General features: G+C 65.0%; 17 protein-coding genes. 7 read left to right on the forward strand and 10 right to left on the reverse strand.

Going from position 1 to position 22,805, the window contains the following annotated elements; translation table 11 throughout:
- Positions 1–8: 8 nt before the first annotated feature.
- The 4 genes from F3N42_RS05740 to F3N42_RS05755 form a co-directional block, all read right to left on the reverse strand.
- Positions 9–1,247: a gluzincin family metallopeptidase gene (locus tag F3N42_RS05740; protein ID WP_191621250.1), complete on the reverse strand. Its 1,239-nt coding sequence runs from the start codon at positions 1,245–1,247 to the stop codon at positions 9–11.
- Positions 1,248–1,249: 2 nt separating this feature from the next.
- Positions 1,250–1,696 carry a DUF4920 domain-containing protein gene (locus F3N42_RS05745; protein WP_224784754.1) on the reverse strand — a complete coding sequence of 149 codons (447 nt, stop codon included), beginning with the start codon at positions 1,694–1,696 and terminating at the stop codon, positions 1,250–1,252.
- A gap of 44 nt (positions 1,697–1,740) precedes the next feature.
- Positions 1,741–2,277, reverse strand: a complete 537-nt coding sequence (locus tag F3N42_RS05750) for a hypothetical protein (protein ID WP_150863438.1) — start codon at positions 2,275–2,277, stop codon at positions 1,741–1,743.
- Between the two features lie 81 nt (positions 2,278–2,358).
- Positions 2,359–3,465 (reverse strand): PA0069 family radical SAM protein, encoded by a 1,107-nt coding sequence (locus F3N42_RS05755; RefSeq protein WP_150863439.1) that lies wholly within the window; start codon positions 3,463–3,465, stop codon positions 2,359–2,361.
- A 61-nt stretch (positions 3,466–3,526) separates the two neighbouring features.
- Between F3N42_RS05755 and F3N42_RS05760 the strand changes: the two genes are divergently transcribed.
- The gene (locus F3N42_RS05760) at positions 3,527–4,732 is read left to right on the forward strand and encodes a succinylglutamate desuccinylase/aspartoacylase family protein (RefSeq protein WP_150863440.1); all 1,206 of its coding nucleotides are present in this window, start codon (positions 3,527–3,529) and stop codon (positions 4,730–4,732) included.
- Between the two features lie 14 nt (positions 4,733–4,746).
- Here F3N42_RS05760 and F3N42_RS05765 read toward each other — a convergent pair whose 3' ends face one another.
- A complete protein-coding gene (locus tag F3N42_RS05765; protein WP_150863441.1) occupies positions 4,747–6,249 on the reverse strand; it encodes an alanine/glycine:cation symporter family protein in 1,503 nt (500 codons plus the stop codon).
- 166 nt (positions 6,250–6,415) lie between these two features.
- On the opposite strand from F3N42_RS05765, the gene F3N42_RS05770 reads away from it, so the two are divergent.
- The 3 genes from F3N42_RS05770 to F3N42_RS05780 are packed head-to-tail and all read left to right on the forward strand — an operon-like array spanning position 6,416 to position 11,317.
- Positions 6,416–7,573, forward strand: a complete 1,158-nt coding sequence (locus F3N42_RS05770; RefSeq protein ID WP_150863442.1) for an efflux RND transporter periplasmic adaptor subunit — start codon at positions 6,416–6,418, stop codon at positions 7,571–7,573.
- A 10-nt stretch (positions 7,574–7,583) separates the two neighbouring features.
- Positions 7,584–10,703, forward strand: a complete 3,120-nt coding sequence (locus tag F3N42_RS05775) for an efflux RND transporter permease subunit (protein WP_150863443.1) — start codon at positions 7,584–7,586, stop codon at positions 10,701–10,703.
- Positions 10,700–11,317: a TetR/AcrR family transcriptional regulator gene (locus F3N42_RS05780; protein ID WP_150863444.1), complete on the forward strand. Its 618-nt coding sequence runs from the start codon at positions 10,700–10,702 to the stop codon at positions 11,315–11,317. The genes F3N42_RS05775 and F3N42_RS05780 overlap by 4 nt, the downstream gene beginning before the upstream one ends.
- 81 nt (positions 11,318–11,398) lie before the next feature.
- On the opposite strand, the gene F3N42_RS05785 is transcribed toward F3N42_RS05780, so the two are convergent.
- Positions 11,399–13,990 (reverse strand): M10 family metallopeptidase domain-containing protein, encoded by a 2,592-nt coding sequence (locus F3N42_RS05785; protein ID WP_150863445.1) that lies wholly within the window; start codon positions 13,988–13,990, stop codon positions 11,399–11,401.
- Positions 13,991–14,001: 11 nt separating this feature from the next.
- Positions 14,002–14,565 carry a hypothetical protein gene (locus F3N42_RS05790; RefSeq protein ID WP_150863446.1) on the reverse strand — a complete coding sequence of 188 codons (564 nt, stop codon included), beginning with the start codon at positions 14,563–14,565 and terminating at the stop codon, positions 14,002–14,004.
- A 282-nt stretch (positions 14,566–14,847) separates the two neighbouring features.
- On the opposite strand from F3N42_RS05790, the gene tal reads away from it, so the two are divergent.
- Complete coding sequence (gene tal / locus F3N42_RS05795) at positions 14,848–15,804, forward strand: transaldolase (RefSeq protein ID WP_150863447.1); 957 nt, start codon at positions 14,848–14,850, stop codon at positions 15,802–15,804.
- Between the two features lie 37 nt (positions 15,805–15,841).
- Here tal and F3N42_RS05800 read toward each other — a convergent pair whose 3' ends face one another.
- Positions 15,842–16,471 (reverse strand): TetR/AcrR family transcriptional regulator, encoded by a 630-nt coding sequence (locus F3N42_RS05800; protein ID WP_150863448.1) that lies wholly within the window; start codon positions 16,469–16,471, stop codon positions 15,842–15,844.
- A gap of 128 nt (positions 16,472–16,599) precedes the next feature.
- On the opposite strand from F3N42_RS05800, the gene F3N42_RS05805 reads away from it, so the two are divergent.
- Both F3N42_RS05805 and F3N42_RS05810 read left to right on the forward strand, forming a co-directional pair.
- Positions 16,600–17,700 carry an efflux RND transporter periplasmic adaptor subunit gene (locus F3N42_RS05805; protein ID WP_191621251.1) on the forward strand — a complete coding sequence of 367 codons (1,101 nt, stop codon included), beginning with the start codon at positions 16,600–16,602 and terminating at the stop codon, positions 17,698–17,700.
- The gene (locus tag F3N42_RS05810; protein ID WP_150863450.1) at positions 17,681–20,752 is read left to right on the forward strand and encodes an efflux RND transporter permease subunit; all 3,072 of its coding nucleotides are present in this window, start codon (positions 17,681–17,683) and stop codon (positions 20,750–20,752) included. The genes F3N42_RS05805 and F3N42_RS05810 overlap by 20 nt, the downstream gene beginning before the upstream one ends.
- Here the strand turns inward: F3N42_RS05810 and F3N42_RS05815 are convergent.
- Both F3N42_RS05815 and F3N42_RS05820 read right to left on the reverse strand, forming a co-directional pair.
- Positions 20,724–21,551 (reverse strand): HAD family hydrolase, encoded by an 828-nt coding sequence (locus F3N42_RS05815; protein ID WP_150863451.1) that lies wholly within the window; start codon positions 21,549–21,551, stop codon positions 20,724–20,726. The genes F3N42_RS05810 and F3N42_RS05815 overlap by 29 nt on opposite strands.
- A gap of 51 nt (positions 21,552–21,602) precedes the next feature.
- Positions 21,603–22,493, reverse strand: a complete 891-nt coding sequence (locus tag F3N42_RS05820) for a DMT family transporter (RefSeq protein ID WP_191621252.1) — start codon at positions 22,491–22,493, stop codon at positions 21,603–21,605.
- Positions 22,494–22,805: the final 312 nt, after the last annotated feature.

Below are 22,805 nucleotides of genomic sequence, written 5' to 3' on the forward strand. Positions count from 1 at the left end.
GGAAGCGGTCAGTCGTTACGCTCACAGCCCGGCAATGAGCCATCATCCAGCCGCGTCGCCGCTTCGTCCCCGGCCACCGTGGACACGGCGGTCCGGAGCGCATCCAGGTCGAGGTCTTCGTTGCCCAATAGCTGGCCGAGCACGTCGTCCAGGCCATTGTTGTCGCCGCCCGCGCGCAACGCGGCATCGATATCCCTGAACACCATCACTGCCCGGGCCGTGGTGGCCCCTGTCGAGGCACCGCCGCAGAGCTCATCGGATTTGGCGGACCATTGAGCCAGGTCCTTCAGTGCGTGCTGGTAACGTTTGGGCGTGATCGTGCCCGAGCGCCGTAGCAACTCCAGGGAGTAGTACTCGGCCAGGCCCTCGACAATCCAGTCATAACCGGGTGCCGAATCCATCGACAGCGCAACATGCAGCACTTCGTGCAGCAAGGAACTGGTGCCGTTGCCGCTGATCATGGGTCGCTCGGCATGGATGTACAGGGAGTTCGGTGCCGACAATGCGCCGCGCCACATGGGCTCGCCGGCGCTGATCACCGTCAGGCGTGGCAGCGGCTCGGGCAACAGCGCCGAGAGTTCCGGCAGGGTCCAGTTCAGTAGCGCCAGCATATCCATGCGTCGCACGTCCTGGCTGGTTGGCCCGGCGATAACGACGCGCGTGCCCGCGATCCGCTCGCGGCGGACGCCCAGTTCGCCCATCACCAGCCAGCCGGTGGGCTGCGAGAAGCGCCGCCCCGGTCGCGTGACGGACGAACCCTTGTCATTGCCCGCGTAAGGCGTAACCACCGACCATCCGGCCGGTGCCTGTACCTTCAGGACCGTGTTCGACTGCGCCGATTTCTGCGTCCGGGTGGCGGCCCGGGGGATCACGTCCTCGAGCCGGAACAGGCCCCAGTCGTCATCCAGCCAGGCGTCGTACTCACCCGAATCGCGCTCGTGCAGCACAGGCACACGCCAGGACAGCCGCCCGCCATTGGCCGGGGGTGACCAGGTGACCTGCCCGTCATCGACGACCACATCGCCATCGCCGTTGATTGCTTCCAGCAGCCCCTGGTCGAAGCGCATTTCGCGCAGGTAGTCGTCATCCTGCCGAAGGTTCAGGCGCACGTTCGCCACACCCGCACGTGGATCCACGGTCACGCGGTAGCTGATGTCGTAAACCCGTTCACCGTTGTCGGACAGGCAGGTTCCGCAGAACCACAGCAGGGCCAGGGCAACCAAGGCCCGTGAAAACACGCCTGTCATGTTCAGCGCTGGATAAGGACCGAAGACGCCTCAATGGCGTATTCGAAGGCACCGGCGATGGGCTCCGGGGCTTCGCCCAGGTCATCGGCGTAATGATCCGCCTGGGCCTGGGAAATCGGTGTCCGGACTAACTCACCCACAAGCGTTACTGGTTTTCCGGCTGTATCGGTGGGAATAAAAAACGCGTAGTCGTGAAAAGTCACACGGACCACGGTGTCGCCTTCCTGGGCAATAAAGAAACACCCCTTCTTCTGGCACACCTTGTTTATGGTCGTGGTCACCCGCACGGACTCGGGGCCATTGTCACCCAGGCTTGCCACGGCCTCACTGACAGACAGGCCGGGCGCCTTGTCGGTCATCGCGTCGCCAAACACTTCGTACTCGGCAGTCGATTCAACCGGCGCCGACAACCGCGTCACGTCGCCCATCACGCCGGCCGAAATGCCCACGGCCAGGAGCCCGATAAGCCGGGTTACTGCTTTGCACCGGGCCATCATTGCACCCTGCATGCCGGGTAACGCGGCGTCTTGCTGACCCGCTCCACCCGATCTTCAGCAACATCCACCTTCACGCATTCCGCGGTACGCGGCGCGTACCACCAGGTGCTGGTCAGGCTGATGCCCTCATGGCGGTCCACCGCGCGGAAACCCTCGCGGTCCAGGGCCAGGTCGGCACTGCTGGCCGACTCACCCACCAATTCATGGAAATCGCGTGCGTTGCCCTGCCCGGCCATGGATTCGCAGGCCTGCGGGGGCGCCTTGCGAATGGCATCAAAAATGTCGTTGCGTGCGACCAGCGCCAGGCAGACCTGGGTCGCGCTGTTCCACCAATTGGACAATGTGCCATCGATGAACGGACGATTGTGTACAAAATTGAAACCTCGGCGCCCCAGTTCAGCTTCGCCGTCCTGGGTGCTCATGCCGAGCAGGCCATCCATCTCGGGTGTCGTCCCCGCCATGGCTGGAACAGCAGGCACGGCGGCCATGGCCGCCGTGGCGGTGGCAACAAACAGGTGTCGACTCAGACGCATCCTTTGCTCCTCGACGGCCCGGGCCGTCGCTGATGGGTCTGGTGATAGTAATATCGCCCACCCCGGCACTGCAATGATGGGTCAAAACGCCAGTTTGCCCTGGCGGCCACCATCGGCGCGGAAGGTGGAAGTGTCCAGCCCCGGCAGGCGTCGCGCGAGCCCGTAACGGCGCCGCGCGACGTCAAACCGGTGGGCGATGATATCGGCATAGGGCCCCAGGCCGGTCATGCGCGAATGAAACCCCGGCCGGTAAGCGCGCCCGCCATGGCAGGACGCCAGGGCGGCCATGACGGCTTTACTCCGGTCGGGATAATGGACCTTGAGCCAGTCACGGAACAACGGGTCGACCTCGTGCGGCAGGCGCAGCAGGATGTAGCTGGCTGCGGCACCGCCGCGCTCGGCCACGGCGGCAACGATGGCCTCCATTTCGTGGTCATTGATACGCGGGATGACCGGCGCAACCATCGCACCCACCGGTACACCAACGCGCGCCAGGCCCTCGATCACCCGCAAACGCGCGGCCGGGCCCGCTGTCCTGGGCTCAAGGCGCCGCTTCAATTCGTCGTCCAGCGTGGTGACGCTGACGCGCACACTGACCAGGTTGCGGGCCGCCATCTCGGCCAGCAGATCCAGGTCCCTCAAAACCAGTGCACTCTTGGTGATCAGCGCCACGGGCTGCCTGAACGCCAGGCAGGTTTCCAGCAGCCGACGGGTCAGCCGCCGCTCGCGTTCGACCGGCTGGTAGGCATCGGTATTGACGCCGATTGCGATGGTTTCGCAGCGCCAGCCCGGGAGGGAAAGCTCCCGCTCCAGGCACTCCACGGCATTCATCTTGGCCATGATCACGGACTCGAAATCCAGCCCCGGCGACAGTTCGTGCCAGGCATGGGACGGCCGCGCGAAACAATACACGCAGCCGTGCTCACAACCCTGGTAGGGGTTAAGCGAAACATTGAAGCCGATGTCCGGTGACGTATTGCGACTGAGGATCGACCGGGCCTTTACATTGATCACGCGGGTGCCGACGTCACCCGCGCCATGCGGGTTCTCGCCGGCCGCACACTGCGAATTAAGCCACTCCGTGGACGGCGTCAGTGACCGTTCGGTATAGCGATGCTCAACATTGGAGCGGCTGCCGCGCCCGCGGATACCGTCTGGCGAAGCGACCCTTGCACGAATACTGTTCATATATACAGTTATCGTATTGAAATCCTCCCCGCACGACAAGCCCCCTGCTAGCATAGGCGGCGTGAAAACACTGACGACAATCCTGCTGCTGATGGCCTGCCTGTGGCCCGCGCAGTCACGGGCCCAGCACACCGCGCCGGGCTCGCTGGAACACTTCGGCCAGCAACCGGAGCCCGAGGCGCCGGCGCCAGAGCCCGTTGAGCAGGTTGACGACACGGTGACACAAGAGGCCACCTACAGCATCCTGGGCAAGCCGATGGAGCCGGGCGAGTTTCGCCAGTTCAACTGGCAACTCGAGACCGCGATGGCCGGCCTGTCCGTGCCGACCCCGGTGCTGGTGGCGCGAGGCCGTTTTCCGGGCCCGACGCTGTGCCTGGTCGCTGCGGTTCATGGCGACGAACTCAATGGCGTCGAAATCGTCCGGCGAATCATGTTCGACCTGGACCGGGAAAACCTGCATGGCATTGTCGTCGGCATCCCCATCGCCAACGCCTTCGGCTTCCTGCGCGGCTCGCGGTACCTGCCCGACCGCCGTGACCTGAACCGGTTTTTCCCCGGCCAGCCCAGTGGCAGCATGGCGTCGCGTTTCGCGCACGCGCTGTTTGGCGAAGTCATTCGCGACTGCCACGTGCTGGTCGATATCCACACCGGTTCGTTCAACCGGACCAACCTGCCGCAATTGCGCGCGGACCTGGGCCAACCGGACGTCGTCGACCTCAGTCGGCAGTTCGGCGATATCGTTGTGCTGCACAGCGAAGGCCCAAAGGGTTCACTACGCGGCGCCGCTACCGCCATCGGTATCCCGGCGGTGACCATGGAGGCGGGTGGCCCTTCTCAGTTCCAGGCCACGGCCGTCGACGCCGGTGTCGATGCCATTGGCGCACTGCTGGACCGGCTGGACATGGTCAAGCAGTTCCGACTGTTCCGCGATCCGCAGCCGGTGTTCTACGAGTCCGACTGGGTGCGTGCCGAATCCGGCGGTATCCTGCTGGGTGAGGTCGAACTGGGTGACGAGGTGCTGAAAGGGCAACGGCTGGGTACCGTCACCGACCCCATAGAGAACCGTCGCGAAACGCTGTACGCGCCCTACACCGGGCGCATCCTGGGCATGGCCCTGAACCAGGTAGTGATGCCGGGCTTTGCCGCCTTTCACATTGGCCGGGCCACGACCGGCACCGGTGGGCCGCCATCACCCAGTGCTGGTGAGGACCCGGACGGGGTGGCCCCGGGCGATACCAGCCCCGGGGATGACCGCGGCGGCGAATAGCGCCGCTGCGAGCCTCAATCGCCGGCCTGGCCGGACCGTTTCTGCAGGCGTTTTTCCCAGAACTCGGCGCCGCGTATACCCAGCGCCTTCGGGTCGAACACGTAATGACCGCTGCCCTCGCGCTGCTGGCGCTCGTAGTCACGCAGCGCCCGAATCGCCGGCCGCCCGACCAGGAAAATGGCCAGGATGCCAACGATGTTCAGCCAAGCCATCAGGCCGACGCCGATATCGCCCATCGCCCAGGCCAGCCCGGCCGCCCTGATCGAACCATAGAAGGCCGACGCCAGCAGACCGATCTTCAGCGCCAGCATCAGGCCTGGAATGTGCAGCGTTCGCTTGATGTAGGCGACGTTGCTCTCGGCAATGTAGTAGTACGCCAGCAGTGTGGTGAAAGCGAAGAAGAACAGCGACACGGCGATCGCGGGCGCGCCCAGGCCACCCACCACCTGGTCCACCGCCATTTGGGTAAACGCCGGGCTGTTGGGGTCAACCGTGGCCGCCAGCATGCCACCAGAGACCGCGTTTTCGACACCCGTCACGTGGTAGTTGCCGGTAATCAGGATCATGAAGGCGGTGGCGGAGCAGACCAGCAGCGTGTCCACGTAGACCGAGAACGCCTGCACCAGCCCCTGCTGGGCCGGGTGCTCGACCTCGGCCGCGGCCGCGGCATGCGGTCCCGTGCCCTGTCCGGCCTCGTTCGAATAAATGCCGCGCTTGACGCCCCAACCGATAACGGCACCAAAGCCGGCCATGGGTGTGAAGGCATCGCCAATGATCAGGCTGATCACACCCGGCACCGCCTGGTAATTGATGGCCACGACCACCAACGCACCGATGATGTAGATCAGCGCCATGACCGGCACCACCACCTGGGTGAAATGGGCGATACGCTTGACGCCGCCAAAGATGATCGCACCCAGGCCCCCCATGACCACGAACCCGGTAACCAGCTTGGGCACCGTGGTTTCACCAAGCGGCGTCTGCACGACACTGCCGCCACCGACGGCCAGGTCGACGGCGTTGCCAATGGCGTTGGCCTGCACACCGGGCAGCAGCAGCCCCATCGCGAACACGGTGCTCAGTGCGAACACCCAGCCGTACCACTTCTGCCCCAACGCCTTTTCAATGTAGTACGCCGGGCCGCCGCGGTATTCGCCATCATCCACCTCCTTGTAAATCTGGCCCAGGGTGGATTCGACATAAGCCGTGGACGCACCCAGGAAGGCCACGACCCACATCCAGAACACCGCACCGGGGCCGCCAAAGCCGATGGCCGCCGCCACACCGGCGATATTGCCGGTGCCCACACGGCCTGACAGGGACACGGCCAGGGCCTGGAAAGTTGAAATACCAGCCATGGATTCCTGGCCGCCTCGCAACAACCGCAACATCTCCGGAAATTGCCTGACCTGCGCAAAGCGGGTCATTATGGAAAAGAATAGGCCCGCACCCAGGCACAGGTAAACGAGGGCCGGGGACCAGACCCAGGCATTGATGGTGTTGATGACGTCGTGCATGTCGGCTTCCGCGTGAATTCCGGGGCAGTATAGGCCAATCAGTCGATAGCGTTACGTGGCGGGCCCGATTGTTGGCAGGGCCCTCTTGACAAAAAAAGAATGAACGTTCATTCTTTGCGCCTGTCCAAGGTGCTGTCGCACCCACGAAAGCGGAACCCAACTCATCATGAAACGACGCATGACCCTGTCATGGCGCGGACTGCTTGTCCTGCTGCCCCTGCTGCTGGCCGCTTGCCAGCCCGCACCACAATCCAGCGCCGCCGCGGCCGCCGCGGAGCGCCCGCCGACACCGGTTTCCGTGGTGACCGTCCGTACCGCACCCGTGACCCTGGCCCGCGAGCTGCCCGGCCGAACGCGCGCCTTCCGCGTTGCCGAAGTTCGCCCCCAGGTCTCTGGCATCGTGCTCGACCGGCTGTTCCGTGAGGGCAGTGAAGTCACTGCCGGCGATGCGCTATACCAACTGGACGACGCCACCTACCTGGCTGACCTGAACAGTGCGAAGGCGAACCTGGCGCGGGCACGCGCCGGCCTGGAAGTGTCCGACCTGAACGCCCGCCGTGCCGCTGAACTGCTGGACGCCAAGGCCGTCAGCGACCAGGAGTACCGGAACCTGCTGGCCACCCGCCTGCAGGCCGAGGCCGACGTGGAAATGGCCAAGGCGCAGGTCGCTGCCGCGCAGGTGCGGGTCGATTACGCGCGCATCGCCGCGCCGATTACCGGCCGCGTCGGCAAATCCAATGTCACCCAGGGCGCCCTGGTCACCGCCGGCCAGGCCGAGCTGCTGACCACCGTGCACCAGCTCGACCCGATCTATGTCGACGTCAACCAGTCTGCCGCGGAGCTGTTAAAGCTGCGCCGCAACCTGGATGACGAAGCGCTGCGCAAGGCCGGCTCGATCCCCGTTAACATCGTCCTCGACGATGGCAGCACCTACCCGCTGCCCGGTGAGCTGACTTTCGCCGACGCCGCCGTCGACCCGACCACCGGCAGTGTCGCCATGCGTATCGTCGTGCCCAACCCCGACCGCCTGTTGCTGCCCGGCATGTATGTCCGTGCCATGGTCAGCAACGCCATCGTCGACAACGGCCTGCTGGTGCCACAACAGGCCGTACAGCGCGGCGCCAACGGCGAAGCCTTCGCCATGGTTGTGGCCGAAGACGGCACGGCCCAGCGCCGTGTGCTCGAGCTGGACCAGACCATCGGCGCCGACTGGCTGGTCTCATCCGGGCTCAGCAACGGTGACCGCGTCATCACCGAAGGCCTGCAGAAGATTCGCCCGGGCGTGGCCGTACAGGTCACACCGGTGGTCGTCGCGGCACAGTAAGGACCACAACATGGCCCAGTTCTTTATCGGTCGCCCGGTGTTCGCCTGGGTGATCGCACTCATTATCATGATCGCCGGCGGCCTGGCCATTACCCAGCTGCCCGTGTCCATGTATCCCGACGTGGCGCCGCCCAACGTCACCATCAACGCCAACTACCCCGGCGCCTCGGCCAAGGTGGTCGAGGACTCGGTGACCCAGGTCATCGAACAGCAGATGAAGGGCCTGGATGGCCTGCTGTACCTGTCGTCGACCAGCTCGGCCAGCGGCAGCGCGCAGATCACGCTGACCTTCGATAACGGCACCGACCCGGATATCGCCCAGGTGCAGGTGCAGAACAAGCTGCAACTGGCCATGCCGCTGCTTCCGCAGGAAGTGCAGCGCCAGGGCGTCAACGTCGGCAAGGGCCGCAGTGGCTTCCTGATGGTCGTCGGTTTTGTCTCCACCGACGGCTCGATGTCCCGCAACGATATCGCCGACTACGTCAACGCCAGCATCGTCGACCCCATCAGCCGCGTTCAGGGTGTGGGCAGCGTCCAGGTGTTTGGCTCGCAGTACGCGATGCGTATCTGGCTGGACCCCAACAAGCTCGATACCTATCGGCTGACGCCGATGGATATCTCCGGCGCGATCCAGGCCCAGAATGCCCAGGTCGCGGTCGGCCAGCTGGGCGGCACGCCGTCGGTGCCCGGCCAGCAGCTGAACGCCACCATTACCGCGCAGAGCCGCCTGCAGACCCCGGAAGAATTCCAGCGCATCATCCTTCGCAGCAATCCCGATGGTTCGTTGCTGCGCCTGGGCGACGTGGCCCGTGTCGAACTGGGGGCGGAAAGCTACGACTCGATTTCGCGCTTCAACCGCCAGCCGGCCACCGGCCTGGCCATCTCGCTGGCGACCGGCGCCAACGCGCTGGAAACCGCCAACGCCGTGGAACAGCGGGTCGAGGAGCTCAAGCCCTTCCTGCCAGAAAACATGGAAACGGTGATTCCGTTCGAAACCGCGCCGTTCGTCCGCGTGGCGGTCAAGAACGTGATCAGCACGCTGATCGAGGCCGTGGTGCTGGTGTTCCTGGTCATGTACCTGTTCCTGCAGAACTGGCGCGCCACGCTGATTCCCACCATCGCCGTACCCGTTGTGCTGCTGGGCACCTTCGGCGTGCTGGCCGCGTTGGGCTTCTCCGTCAACATGCTCACCATGTTCGCCATGGTGCTGGCCATCGGCCTGCTCGTCGATGACGCCATCGTCGTGGTCGAAAATGTCGAGCGCGTGATGACCGAGGAAGGCCTGTCGCCCCTGGAGGCGACGCGCAAGTCCATGCGCCAGATCACCAGTGCGCTGGTGGCCATCGGCCTGGTGCTGTCGGCGGTGTTCATCCCGATGGCCTTCCTGGGTGGCGCCACGGGCGTCATCTACCGGCAGTTCTCGGCCACGATTGTCTCCGCCATGGCGCTGTCCGTGCTGGTCGCCGTGGTCCTGACCCCTGCCCTGTGCGCGACCATGCTGAAGCCGGTCAAAAAGGGTCAGCACCATGGCACCCGCGGCTTCTTCGGCTGGTTCAATCGCAATTTCGACCGCAGCGCTCGCGGCTACCGCGGCGTGGTGCGCGGCATGATCGCGCGGCCGCTGCGGTTCACGCTGGTGTTCATGCTGCTGCTGGGCGGCATGGTGTTCCTGTTCATGGGCCGGCCGACCTCGTTCCTGCCGCAGGAGGACCAGGGCATCCTGTTCGCCCAGGCCGTGGCCCCGGTAGGCGCCACGCAGGAGCGCACGATGGACGCCGTCTACCAGCTCGAGGACTACTTCCTGGAGCAGGAATCCGACGCCGTGGAGTCCATGTTTGGCGTGCAGGGCTTCAGTTTTGCGGGCGGCGGCCAGAACAATGCCTTCGCCTTCGTCAAGCTGAAGGACTGGAGCGAGCGCGAGGACCCCTCACTGAGCGCCGCCGCCGTCACCGGCCGGGCCTCCATGGCGCTGGCTCAGATGAAGGACGCTCTGGCCTTTGCCTTCGCACCGCCGGCCATCCAGGACCTGGGCCGCTCGCAGGGCTTCGCTTTCTTCCTGCAGGACAACGCCGGCGTCGGCCACGAGACCCTGGTCGCCGCGGGCAACCAGTTCGTCCAGGCCGCCAATGCCAGTCCGTTGCTGGTGGCGGTGCGCCATAACGGCCAGGCCGACATGCCGCAATTCCAGCTCGATATCGACTTTGAGAAGGCCGGCGCACTGGGGCTGACCGTGGATGACGTGAACGCGACCCTGCAGGCCGCCTGGGGTGGCCAGTACATCGATGATTTCATCGACCGCGGCCGCGTCAAGCGCGTCTACCTGCAGGCCGACGCGCCGTTCCGCATGGTGCCCGAGGACTTCCGCCGCTGGTCGGTGCGCAACAACGCAGGAGAAATGGTGCCGCTATCCGCGTTCAGCAGCTCGCGGTGGACCTACGGCTCGCCCCGCCTTGAGCGTTACAACGGCACCGCGGCCATGGAGTTCAACGGCCAGCCGGCGCCGGGCGTGAGCTCAGGCGAGGCCATGGCCGAGGTCCAGCGGATCGTCTCCGAACTCCCACAGCAGTACGGCCTGGAGTGGACCGGCATGAGCTACCAGGAACGCCAGGCCGGTGCGCAGACACCCATCCTGTATACGCTGTCGATCCTGATCGTGTTCCTGTGCCTGGCCGCGCTGTACGAGAGCTGGTCGATCCCGACCTCGGTGCTGCTGGTGGCGCCACTGGGCATTCTCGGAATCGCCGCCGCTGGCACATTGTTCGGCCTGGACCGGGATATCTACTTCCAGGTGGCCATGCTGACCACCATTGGCCTGACCAGCAAGAATGCCATCCTGATCATCGCCTTCGCCAAGGAGAACATTGATCACGGTGTCGAAATCGTCGAGGCCACGCTGGCGGCCGTGCGTGACCGCCTGCGGCCGATCATCATGACCTCGCTGGCGTTTGGCATGGGCGTACTGCCCCTGGCCCTGGCCGACGGCGCCGGCTCTGGCGCGCAGCGGGCCATCGGCATCGGCGTGCTGGGCGGTATGATTGCCGGCGCATTCCTCGGTATATTCTTCGTGCCGCTGTTTTTTGTCATGATCCAGCGGTTGTTCGGTCGCAAGCGGGAGCAGGCCACATCATGAGCACGCAAGCCGTCAGCAAGTCCGAGGTGCGCAAGCAGGCCCAGCGTGAGCGGGTGTTGTCCGCGGCGCTGATCTGCTTCGTGCGCTACGGCTTTCATAACGCCAGCATGGCCAACATCGCCGAGACCGCGCAGATGAGCGCCGGGCTGATTTACCGTTACTTTGAAAACAAGAACGCGATCATCCTGGCCATCATCGAGGCGCAGCTCGAAATCACCCGCGAGCGAATCCGTGAACTGCGGTCGACCGACGACCTGGCCGACGGCATGATCGAGTACTTCGAGTCACAGGATTGTGGTGACCCGGAGTCGATGTCCGCCGCGCTGTTCCTGGAAATGTCGGCCGAGGCAACACGCGATGCGGATATCCGTCGCGCCGTTGAGCGGTTCGACACGGTTGTACGCCAGGGCCTGATGGACTGGCTGTCCCGGCCCATTGACCAGGGTGGCCACGGCCTGGGCGCGGAAACCGCGCGAGTCCGGGCGGTCGCCATGACCCTTCTGATTGAGGGCATGAAAGCACGTCGGGCCAGGGAGCCCGATATCGACCGGGCCGACCTGCGTGCCGCCGTCGAGGCCATCGTCGAAACCATCACCCGTCCCGAAGCGGAATAACCCCAAAAAAAACGCGGCGGACCCTGGTCCGCCGCGTCGTCTTTCCGCGCCATCCAGCGCGTATGCAATGCCCTGTCGAAACTAGGGCGTGAACTCCAGCGTCAACCCACTGAGGTCATTGTCGGCCCCGGTGAAGTTTTCATAGGTCGTACCTGCAGCCGGGTAGGCACTACCCGCACTCAGGTCGGTTTCACCCGGGTCGGCGGCACCGCCACCCTCGGACACACCGGCCAGGCCATCAAGCGCCTCAACCAGTCCGTACTCGATGGTATAGCTGCCATCGGCACGCAGTGTCACCATGAAGGTGTTGCTGCTGGTGCTTGCAAACTCGGGTACATCGTCGAAGATCACGGTGATCTCGTCAGTACCCACCTCGGCCGAAACCGAGCCGCCGACATTCGGTGACAGGTCATCCCACAACGGCGAGATCCGCGGCTGCAGGTTGAGCAGGTCGGCGACCGATTCCAGGAACCACGTATCGGCCGAACCGAAGGTCAGGTTACCGTTGGAATTGACCCAGACCGAGCTGTAGCTGGATCCGTTGAACGGGAAGCTGAAGCCCAGCGGCAACTCAACCGCGTCATCATCTCCGAGCGACAACGGTATGGCGTTGGACTCCGCGATTTCGAGGACATAACGACCGGTGGTCTCGCCGTCAAACGTCGCCACGCCCAGGTAGTAGGTCCCGGCCGGAAGGTCGGCGGCCGCAATCCTGGACAGCAGGCCAGCCCCACCATCGTCATCGATGGCCACCAGGTTCAGGTCGGCGTCGACCAGCACCATGATGGTATCCAATGCGCTGCTGACGATCTCGGCTGTCAGGACAGGCGCACCCGTGGTGGTGAAGCGGAACCAGTCTTCGTCGAGCGCCGGTTCAATCTCGGTGTAGCGACCCACGTCCGCGCTGCTGAATGGCAACGCGACACGACGCGCCTTGCGGGTGGAGTCGTTCTTGCCCGCCCAGGTGTCGTTGTAGTCGGTAGTGCCGTTGAAACGCAGCGTAGAGCCCGCAAGGTCGACCGGGCTGTCCACAGTGAACTGCTCGAAGCGAGCCGGGCTGTTGTGCAGGTTGATACGGCCACCGACGGCGCCGATATCTTCGCCCGCCTCGCTGCCCGAGGTAATGGCCGAACCACAGGACACACCCGCCAGGCCGTCAGCCGCGCTCACGTCACCGTAGGCGATATCGATATGATCGCTGCTGCGCTTGAGCGTGATCGAGAAGCTGTTGGCACCGGCGCTCGGATACTCTGGAACGTCCTCCCAGACGGCACGGAACCAGTTGCTGCCCTGGTAGAAGGTCACCACGCCCCCGCCGGTCGGATTCAGATCATCCCATACGCCCGCGATTCGCGGCGGCCCTGACAGGAACTCGGCCGTGGATTCGCTGAAGTCGCCACTGGCCGCGCCGAAGGTCAGGTTTCCGTTGGCGTTGATAAACACCGACGTGAACTCCTGCCCGCACAGGCCGTAGCTGAATGGCAGGGCCATCTGCACGAAACCGTCGTCACCCACCGCCAGCGGATCACCCGGCGCCGGTGCGTTGACGATGATATCCACACCGGTGTCACCCGCGGCGACCAGGGTAAAGTTGAGCGGGTCGTCCGGTGAGGAAATGTTGTTCGATTCCGCACCACCGTTGTGATACTCCTCGGGGCCCGGGAACGGGCTTGCCGGCGGCGTCGAGAAACCACCATCAAGGATCTCATCGATGTAGACCCGGTAAGACGCACCCGGTGTCAGGCCGTGCAGCGTGAAACTGCCGTCCGGAGTCTCGTAGTAATCGCCTGAGAGCGCCGATACGGCATCGCCGTAAGGGTCAGCCTCGTTACGGGCAATGACATTGACACCCCAGGCCGGGGTTACACCATCGGCCTGGTAGACCGTGCCCGAAAGCGACTCGGTTGCCGCGTCATAACCCGGGTCCGGGTACAGGGCCGTGACCGAGGCGATGTCATCCGCCGCAAGCGCGGCGGTGCCACTGCCCGGGCCGAAATAGAACGGGTACAGGGTCTCGAGGTCATCGATATCAATCGACCCCGGGTAAGTGCCTGGCAGGTGACCGTCAGGACCGGGAAATTCCCCGAAGGCAAAGATCTGGCCGTTGACGCTGGCGTGCGCCAGGTTCGTGTAGTGACCGAACTCGTGCACCATGACATCCAGGGCGGCCACCGCATCGGTGAATGACGGGCCGTTAAGGAATGACAGCCCCTCGGTGATGGTGCAGGACGGGATATCACCCCACTCCGGACCGGCGAAGCCCAGGATGCCGGAGCCCGGACCATACAGCAGGTCGAAAATCTCACCATTGTCGTCGAAGACAATGGCCGACAGGCCGTCCGGCGCCAACGCATCATAGTAGTCAATGAAATTACTGATATCGACATCGACGGGCAACGCGCCGGCGTTGGTGTACGACACCGTGGACGACGGCACCGCGCCCCAGACATCGAAGGCCTGCTGCACCAGCGCGATGGCGTCGGCGTTGAGCACCGGGCCCAGGTTGCCCTGGTCAGGATTGAAAGGAATGTTGGCGCCACCGGCGGCCCAGGTGTAAGGCACACCCGGCTCGCAGTTGGCGATGGGCCCCGCGGCCTGCACGGCCGAGGTGAACCCGAATGAGGCCGCCAGCGTGGCCGCAGCCAGGCCGGACCTGATCATCGTGTTTTTCATCTGCCGCCCCCTCATTTGATTTCGGCCTTGATGGCGCTGACGAGTTCGGCGTATTCCACCGCGCCCTGGAACAGGCCGCTGTTGTCCAGCCCGTTAGCGGTCATTTCCCGGCCCTGCGCATTGGCGAACACCCGGAACAGGCCCTGGTTCAGGCCCACCGTGGTGGACAGCCCGACGCTGCTGGGCGCCGTCGTGAACAGCACATAGTCGCCGCCCACGTCGAGATCGGGATTGATGTTGAAACTGGCCAGGCGCTCAAACTGGCCATTGCCTGGCTCGGATTTCAGGTCACCCACCATCTGCAGGGTGACCAGGCTTGCGGCCTTGCCCTGGCCGAAATCGCCCTTGATGGCGTCATCGACACGCAGCGTGTACACCACGGTCGCCAGTTCCCCGCCACCGGCGCTGACCACGCCGGGTTCCTTGCTCAGGACGGTTCCCCGGAACACCTTGTCAGCATTGCCGACCAGGCCTCCAAGATCGAATTTCTGCACCATGGCCGCAGACGCGGTATAGGTGAACATGGCCAGCGCCATGCCCAGCCATATCGCCGGCCGGATCATCAGTCTCTTCATCTATTCATCCCTCTTCCGTGAAATAAAAAATACGCGCACCAACCCACACCGGGCCGGTTTGCCTGGAGGACAGTTTTTTGCGTCGGTACCCACCCCGGCTGATCACCCGGGCGTTGTCGCCTTGTACCGTTGATATTAAATATAGCAACGGAAATACTTTTTTCAGGAAATGCTGAAAACCGGGTGAATCCGGCCGGCCAATGCACTCGAATTCATCCCCATGTCATGCGCGTGTGGGTATAGTGTTGGCCCGATTCCAGACAGCTGAACCGAACCCGTAACATGCCGAGCCAACTTGACCAACTGAAGCAGTACACCCGCGTGGTGGCCGATACCGGCGACTTCGAGTCCATGCAGGCCTTCGCGCCGGAAGACGCAACTACAAACCCCAGCCTGATCCTGAAAGCGGCGCAGAAGCCCGAGTACGCGCGCCTGATCGACAAGGCGGTCGCCGATCACCGCGACTCCCCGCTCACGGGTGACGAGTGGACCAACATGACGATGGAGTACCTGCTGGTCCTGTTCGGTATCGAGATCCTTAACATCATCCCCGGCCGCGTGAGCACCGAGACCCACGCCAACCTGTCGTTCGACACCCAGGGGCTGGTGGATAACGGCCGGCGGTTCATCGAGCTTTACGAAAAGCACGGCATTGATCGCGACCGCGTGCTGGTGAAGATCGCCACGACCTGGGAGGGTGTGAAGGCGGCCGAAATCCTGGAGGCCGAGGGCATTCACTGCAACATGACGCTGCTGTTCTCGCTGGCCCAGGCCGCCGCCTGCGCGGAAGCGAAGGCAACGCTGATCTCACCGTTCGTGGGCCGCATCCTGGACTGGTACCGCGCCAACACCGGCAACGAGTACAGCTCGGCCGACGACCCGGGCGTGTTGTCCGTGCGGGAGATCTACACGTACTACAAAAAGTTCGGATACCCCGTGGAAGTCATGGGCGCCAGCTTCCGTAACACTGGCGAGATCCTCGAACTCGCCGGTTGCGACCTGCTCACCATCAGCCCGGACCTGTTGCAGGATCTGGCCGACAGCGACGCCCCTGTGGAACGTAAACTCGACCCGGAAAGCGCCATGGCCAGCGACATCGAACGCATCAATGTCGATGAGGCCAGCTTCCGCTGGTTGATGAACGAAGATGCCATGGCCACGGAGAAAACGGCCGAGGGCATCCGCAAGTTCGCCGCTGACACGGTGACCCTGCAGCAGCTGATCGCATCGAAGCGCTAGGCGCTTTCCTTCCCCGAGTTAACGCATCGCCCCGTGATTACGGGGCGTAAGCGCGTATGAACATGGCCACGCAATCGTCGATGTAGGCATCGATGTCCTCGGCCGGCATCGGCTCGCAGTTGAACTGCACCCTGAGCTGGGCCTCGCCCTTGAGCATGCACAGCAACTGCCAGGCGGCAAATTCCGGGTTGGGTACCACCAGCGTGCCCGCACGGTCCTGTGCAGCCAGGTAATCGGCCACTGCCCGCTTGGCCTGGCAGGGCCCATGCTGGAAAAACAGCCGCCCCAGCTCCGGGTGCGAATCCGCGCAGGACGTACAGATCGCGTTGATCTGTTTCGCGTCGTCGCCCAGCAGCAGCGTGGCGAAACGCCGCGCCACTTCCGGCAACATCTCCCGCGGTGGGCGCTGGTGATCGACCCGCTCCGGGTCGATGCCCGATGAACTGCACTTGGTCGAAACCGCCAGGCCGAACAGGCCTTCCTTACTGCCGAAATGCGAGTACACGGTCTGCCGCGAGACACCGGCCGCCGCGGCGATGTCCTCGACACTGGCACCGTCGTAGCCGTTACGCAGGAACAACTCGACGGCCGCATCGAGGATACGGATCCGCTTGGTCTGGCTACGCGGCCGGCCGCGGGCCGGGGTGGTTGCTTTGGCTGGCTTCATTTCACAGGATCGACATGAATTGTTTATAGACTTATTAGTCCATTAAATATATTCTGGACTCATCAGTCCAGCCATTCTAACGCACCATGCGCTTCCCGACACGCGATTACCGGCATTTTGGTCACGGCTTGCTCCCACTCCTTCTGGCGGGCGCGGTAACCTTGCTGTCCGGTTGCACACCGGAAGGCCAGGCCCAGGCGACCCCCTACCACCACAAGGCCGAGCTGCTGACCGTGCAGATGCAGGCCGGCTACGCGGTCACGCGCGAGTACGCCGGCGAGGTACAAGCCACCCAGGCCACCCGGCTGGGCTTTGAACGCGCCGGGCAGGTGTCCAGCCTGGCGGTCGATGAAGGTGCGCGCGTCGAGGCAGGCCAGGTGCTGGCGACACTGGATACCCGCCTACTGGATGCCGAGCGGGACGAGTTGCAGGCCCGGGCGGAGGAATTGCGCGCCGAACTCGACCTGGCCGAGCGCAACGAGTCCCGCGTGGCCCGGCTGCGCACCGACCAACTGGCGAGCGAACGCGAACTGGACGAAGCCGCCAGCCGCAGCGCCCTTCTTCGCGCCTCGCTCAAGCGCGTGCAGGCCGACCTCGAATCCAACCGCGTGCGCCTGGCCCAGTCGAGCCTTAAAGCCCCGTTCGCCGCGCGTGTCGCCAGTCGTGACGTCGACAGCGGCACCGTGGTCGATGCCGGCACCGCCATCTTCACGCTGGTGCAGGATGACGGCCTGGAGATTCGCGCCGGCCTGCCAGCCGACCTGGCCGAATCACTGCAGCCGGGCCAGGCCATCCGCGCCCGCGTTGGCCAGGCGGCGGCCGACGTCACGGTCCTGGCCGTCGGCCCCCGTGTCGACGCGGTCACCCGCACCCGGCCCGTTCGTTTCACCTCGCCCGGCAACGGCTACCCGGGAGAGATCGCCTACATCGTTATCGACGAGCCGGTGGATGCCGAAGGCGCCTGGCTGCCCGATACCGCGATCACCGAGGGTGCCCGCGGCACCTGGATCATCTACGCCGCCGTCGACGATGGGACCGACCCGTCGCTGCTGACGCTCGAGGCGCGCTCGGTTTCGATCCGCCATGCCGCCGCTGGCCAGGTGTACGTGACCGGTGCAATTGAAGACGACGCCCGCGTGGTCGCCGCCGGCCTGCACCGGCTCGCCCCCGGGCAAAAGGTCCTCGCCGCCACCCCCGAAGAACTGGCCGATGCTCGCCAGGACCCTTGAAAACCCGCGCCTGATCGCCCTTTTCTCCGCGCTGCTGATCGTCGCCGGGCTGGCGGCGCTGGCCGCGCTACCCACCACCGAGGACCCCCGGGTCCTGAATCGCGTGGCCACGGTCCTGACCGCTTACCCCGGCGCCACGCCGGAGCGGGTCGAAGCGCTGGTCTCCGAACCGATCGAGAACGCCCTGCGCTCGATGCCAGCGATCGACACCATCGACTCCAGTTCGCAGGCCGGTATGTCGGTGATGCGTGTTCAGCTGAAGGACACGATCACGGACGCCGCCTCCGAGTGGTCCGAAGCGCGCGACAAGCTCGCCGATGTGGCCCCTTCCCTGCCGGATGGCGCACTGGCCCCGCGCCTGGACGACGACCGTGGCTATGCCTTCACCCGGATCCTGGCGCTGCGCTGGCAAGGTGACGGCCAGCCCGACATGGCGATCCTGGGCCGCTACGCCGACGAACTGGCTCGCCGGCTACGGACCGTGAGCGGCATGGACCTGGTGCAGCGGTTTGGCGCGCCGGACGAGATTTTCCTGGTGACCATCGATTCCGCCGCGGCGGCCCGCGCCGGGCTGTCGGTTAACCAGGTCGCCGCGGCCATCCGCGGTCGCGACGCCAAGGTGGCCGCGGGGCAGTTGCGCGGCGATGGCCGTGACTGGCAGGTCGAGGTCAGTGGCGAGATGGACAGCATCGCCGCACTCGAGGCCACGGTGCTGCGCGAAGCCGATGACGGCCGCTCACTGCGCCTGCATGACATTGCCCGCGTCGAGCGCGCACCGGACACACCGGCCGACGAACTGGCCCGCGTTTCGGGCCGGCCGGCCGTAGTGGTCGCGGCGCGCATGCTGCCGGATGTCCGCATCGGCACCTGGAGCGACGCCCTGGATGCCGAGCTGGCGCGCTTCACCGCCACCCTGCCGGCCAACCTGGCCATCGACACCCTGTTCGACCAGGCGCGCTACACCCGTGACCGCATGGGCGGCCTGGCCGGCAACCTGTTGCTGGGCTTCGTAGTGATCCTGTCCGTACTTTTCCTGACCCTGGGCTGGCGGGCCGCGCTGGTGGTGGCGGTGGCCCTGCCACTCACCGCCGCCTTCACGCTCGCCTGCCTGCGTTTCTACGGCCTGCCGATCCACCAGATGACGGTCACCGGCCTGGTCGTGGCGCTGGGCATCATGGTCGACAACGCCATCGTCATGACCGACACCATCCAGCGCCTGATGCGGGATGGGCTGGGGCGACTGCAGGCCACCACCCGCGCGATCCGGCACCTGTGGCTGCCGCTGGCTGGCTCGACACTGACGACCATCCTGGCCTTCGCGCCCATCGCCCTGATGCCGGGCCCGGCGGGCGAGTTTGTCGGCGGTATCGCCATGTCGGTGATTTTCGCGCTACTGGGCTCATGGCTGATTTCACACACGCTGATCGCCGGCCTGGCCTGCCGCTACCTGGACCCGGCGCACGGCGGTGAAGGCCTGGCGCTGCCGGCATTGGGCCGAAACTTCAGGCAGTTGCTGGGCTGGAGCCTGCGACACCCGCGGGCCAGCATCGCCCTGGCCGCGAGCCTGCCAATCGCCGGCTACCTGGCCGCGACCCAGATGACGGAGCAGTTCTTTCCGCCGTCCGACCGCGACATGTTCACGATCGAGGTCCACCTGGACCCGGCCACCGGCATCGACGCCACCGAGGCCATCACGGCCGCCATGACGGCCGACATCCTGGCGCAGTCTGGCATCGCGTCCGCACACTGGTTCATCGGCGTGAGCTCGCCATCGTTCTACTACAACATGATGCAGCGCTTCGATAACCGCCCCAACTTCGCCCAGGCCATGGTCACAGCCGAAGACCGGCAGGCCGCCGACCGCGCCATCCCCGCCTTGCAGCGCGTGCTCGACGACCGCTACCCGCGCGCACAGGTGCTGGTGCGCACCCTGGAACAGGGCCCGCCGTTCAGTGCGCCGGTGGAGATCCGCGTCTACGGGCCGCGCCTGGACACGCTGGCCGCCGTGGGCGATGACATCCGCCGCCTCGCGCTGGAAACCGACGACGTGATCCACGCCCGCGCGACGCTGGTTCGCGGCCGTCCCCAGGCCCAGTTGCTGATTGATGAGAACCGCGTCCGCCGCGCCGGCATCGACCCGGTGACGCTGGCGGGCGAACTACAGGCACAGCTCGACGGCGTGACCGCCGGCTCGATTCTCGAATCCACGGAAGATGTCCCCGTGCGGTTGCGGGTTGACCGCGATCACCGCCAGGACGCGGACGCGCTGTACCGCCTGCACGTGGCGGGTACCGGCAACCAGGCCGTCAATGTCGGCAGCCTGGGCACGCTGGACATCCGCCCGGTTGCGGATGTCATCAGCCGGCGACAGGGCCAGCGGGTCAATACCATCGAGGTGTACCTGCGGGCCGGCATCCTGCCCGCCCAGGTACAGGCGCGCCTGCAGGACCGCCTGCGCCAGGCCGGGCCGGAGCTGCCGCCGGGCTATCGCGTCGAATTCGGCGGCGAGAGTGCGGAGCGCAACGCCGCCGTCGGCAACCTGCTGGCCAATGTCGGCCTGATCCTGGCGCTGCTGGTGACCACCATCGTGCTCAGCTTCAACTCGTTCCGCATGAGCAGCATCATCCTGGGGGTCGCCGTGCTGGCACCGGGGCTGGGCCTGCTGTGCGTGTGGGCGGCCGGCTATGCCTTCGGCTTCGTTGTTATTGTTGGCCTGATGGGCCTGGTGGGCCTGGCGATTAACGCCGCCATCGTCATCATCGCCGAGCTTCGCTCTGACCCGGACGCGGCACGTGGCGACCTGCAGGCCACCATCGACGGCGTCATGAAGTGCACGCGGCACATCGGCTCGACCACGCTGACCACGCTGGGCGGCTTCATGCCGCTGATCCTGTCGGGTGGGGGGTTCTGGCCGCCGTTCGCCATTGCCATCGCCGGCGGCACGGTGCTGACCTCGCTGCTGAGCTTCCTGCTGGTGCCGGCGGCCTTTCGCGCCTTCGCGCGGCGCCGCCCTCTGGACGCGCCTAGGCCGGCAGCCCGAAGCGCTGCCTGAGAAACCGCGCGATCCCGTCTTCGTCGTGATGGCCGATGACCGCGGTGGCCGCTTCGCGCACCGGGTCCGAGGCGTTCTCCGGCGCGTAGCATTCATCGGCGCGCGCGAACATGCTCAGGTCGTTGTCGCTGTCGCCGAAGCAGACCACGCGGGTCACACCCAGTTGGCCGCGCAATGCGTCGATGGCACCGCCCTTGCTGGCGTCGGCATGATGGATATCGATCCACCGCCACTCCTCGCCCTCCAGGGCGTGCCCTGAAAATGCCACCAGGTGCGGTTCGTCGGCGACCATCGCCGCGACCGCGGCCACCGGCGCCGGCGCGCCGATCGCGCTGATGCTGGAGATCTCCGCGTCGGCCGGCAGCTGCGACGCCGGCCGGACCTCGACGCCGTTACGGCGCGCGAACAGCTCCGACAAGGTCTTCTCGACCTCGTGGCGGATGGGCGGGTGATAGACCCGGTGCCGGTTCCCGGGCTCGAACGTAAAGATAAACGGCGTCATGTCCTGCGCCAGGGTGGCCTCGAGCACGTGGCTGATCTCGCCCACGGTAAGGAAATTCTGGTGGCTGTAGGCATCGGTATCCGGATGCCAGATCATGACACCGTTCTTGAACACCTGCGGCAGCCTGAACCGGTGCGGCGCGAGAATCTCGCGCGACGCGTGCAGCGTGCGGCCGGTGGCCACGGTATAGGCCACGTCGCGCTCGGCCAGCGCGGCCAGTGTGTCACGGGTGTAGTCGGAGATGGCGCCGCCGCGATCCAGCAGCGTGCCGTCGAGGTCAAATACGATCAGTTCCATGGCGTCAAAGCTTACACCGCCGGGATGACAATTTCCGGGCGCGATGGTCGTTCAGAGTTCCGCCCTGACACGGGCGCCGGTCACACGCCCCAGTCGGGCCTCTCGCCAGATCATCAGCAGGTTTGAGCCGATGACAATCAGCGCGCCGATGATCACATGCGGCAGCGGCCACTCGCTCCAGATCAGCCAGCCAAACAGCGTCGCCCAGACAATGCTGCTGTAGTTGAAGACGGTGACAATGGCCGCCTTCGCGTGGCTGAACGCGGTGGACAGCAACCATTGCGCGCCGGCGCCGGACAGCCCCACCCCCAGCAACAGCGGAATCTCATCGGCGGTAGGCCTGACCGCAACAAACGGCAGCGGAATGGCCGTAACGATCACGCCAATCAGGAAGAAGTAGAACGCGATGGACACCGGCCGTTCGAACTGGCCCAGGTAACGCAGGATGATCTGCAGGGTCGCATGCAGGCAGGCCGCGCCCAGCGCCACGGCAATGCCCAGCGCATAGACGTTGCCGGTGGGCCTGGCCATGACCAAAACACCAATGAAACCCACCACCACGGCTGCCCAGCGCCAGGGGCCCACCGACTCCTTCAGGAAGATCACGCCCAACACCGGAATGAACAGCGACGAGGTGAACATCAGCACCGTGGTATCCGCCATCGGCATCAGCGAGTAGGCGTAGAACGTCGCGCACAGGCTCAGGGTGCCGACCACGGCCCGCACCCCCACCAGCATAGGCTTCGATTTCAGCACCAGGATCTCGCGGCGGCCGAAGACGAAAATCGCAATGAGGAAGGGGATGATGGCGATGAAGTTACGGTAGAACGCGATCTCCACCACGGAGTGGTTCGCCGCCAGCAACTTGGCAAAGACATTCATCAGGGTAAAGCAGAAAAAAGCGCCGACCGCGGCCGCCATGCCGACTGTAACCCGTTCCATTGATGCCGTCTCCCTGCGTCCGCGCTGCCCGGATGCACGGGCGCCAGTGGGCATTGTAATGGGGCGTGGGTGTTACCGTCAGTGGAATTAGAAACGGCGACCCGGAGGCCGCCGTTGGGGGGTTGGCCGAAAGGGGGGTTCGGCCGGTCATGATCGTAATCTGGCAAGGTCTCGCACGACCTTCGATTCCAGAGATTTATTTATAATTCATTTTTAGATAATAATCCAGTTCAAGTTAAAAATAACTTCTGTCAACAAATATTCGCTCTTTCTAGGGCTTACGAAACTTTTTTAACAAGAAAAGAACGGTCG

Origin of the sequence: Marinihelvus fidelis (assembly GCF_008725655.1) — a bacterium.
Taxonomy (GTDB): domain Bacteria; phylum Pseudomonadota; class Gammaproteobacteria; order Xanthomonadales; family SZUA-36; genus Marinihelvus; species Marinihelvus fidelis.

Coding starts and splice junctions, on each gene's coding strand:
- F3N42_RS05815 (WP_150863451.1), bottom strand. CDS start 21,551: ATGGAACTGATCGTATTTGACCTCGACGGCACGCTGCTGGATCGCGGC.
- F3N42_RS05780 (WP_150863444.1), top strand. CDS start 10,700: ATGAGCACGCAAGCCGTCAGCAAGTCCGAGGTGCGCAAGCAGGCCCAG.
- F3N42_RS05820 (WP_191621252.1), bottom strand. CDS start 22,493: ATGGAACGGGTTACAGTCGGCATGGCGGCCGCGGTCGGCGCTTTTTTC.
- F3N42_RS05750 (WP_150863438.1), bottom strand. CDS start 2,277: ATGCGTCTGAGTCGACACCTGTTTGTTGCCACCGCCACGGCGGCCATG.
- F3N42_RS05765 (WP_150863441.1), bottom strand. CDS start 6,249: ATGCACGACGTCATCAACACCATCAATGCCTGGGTCTGGTCCCCGGCC.
- F3N42_RS05790 (WP_150863446.1), bottom strand. CDS start 14,565: ATGAAGAGACTGATGATCCGGCCGGCGATATGGCTGGGCATGGCGCTG.
- tal (WP_150863447.1), top strand. CDS start 14,848: ATGCCGAGCCAACTTGACCAACTGAAGCAGTACACCCGCGTGGTGGCC.
- F3N42_RS05755 (WP_150863439.1), bottom strand. CDS start 3,465: ATGAACAGTATTCGTGCAAGGGTCGCTTCGCCAGACGGTATCCGCGGG.
- F3N42_RS05775 (WP_150863443.1), top strand. CDS start 7,584: ATGGCCCAGTTCTTTATCGGTCGCCCGGTGTTCGCCTGGGTGATCGCA.
- F3N42_RS05800 (WP_150863448.1), bottom strand. CDS start 16,471: ATGAAGCCAGCCAAAGCAACCACCCCGGCCCGCGGCCGGCCGCGTAGC.
- F3N42_RS05785 (WP_150863445.1), bottom strand. CDS start 13,990: ATGAAAAACACGATGATCAGGTCCGGCCTGGCTGCGGCCACGCTGGCG.
- F3N42_RS05740 (WP_191621250.1), bottom strand. CDS start 1,247: ATGACAGGCGTGTTTTCACGGGCCTTGGTTGCCCTGGCCCTGCTGTGG.
- F3N42_RS05810 (WP_150863450.1), top strand. CDS start 17,681: ATGCTCGCCAGGACCCTTGAAAACCCGCGCCTGATCGCCCTTTTCTCC.
- F3N42_RS05770 (WP_150863442.1), top strand. CDS start 6,416: ATGAAACGACGCATGACCCTGTCATGGCGCGGACTGCTTGTCCTGCTG.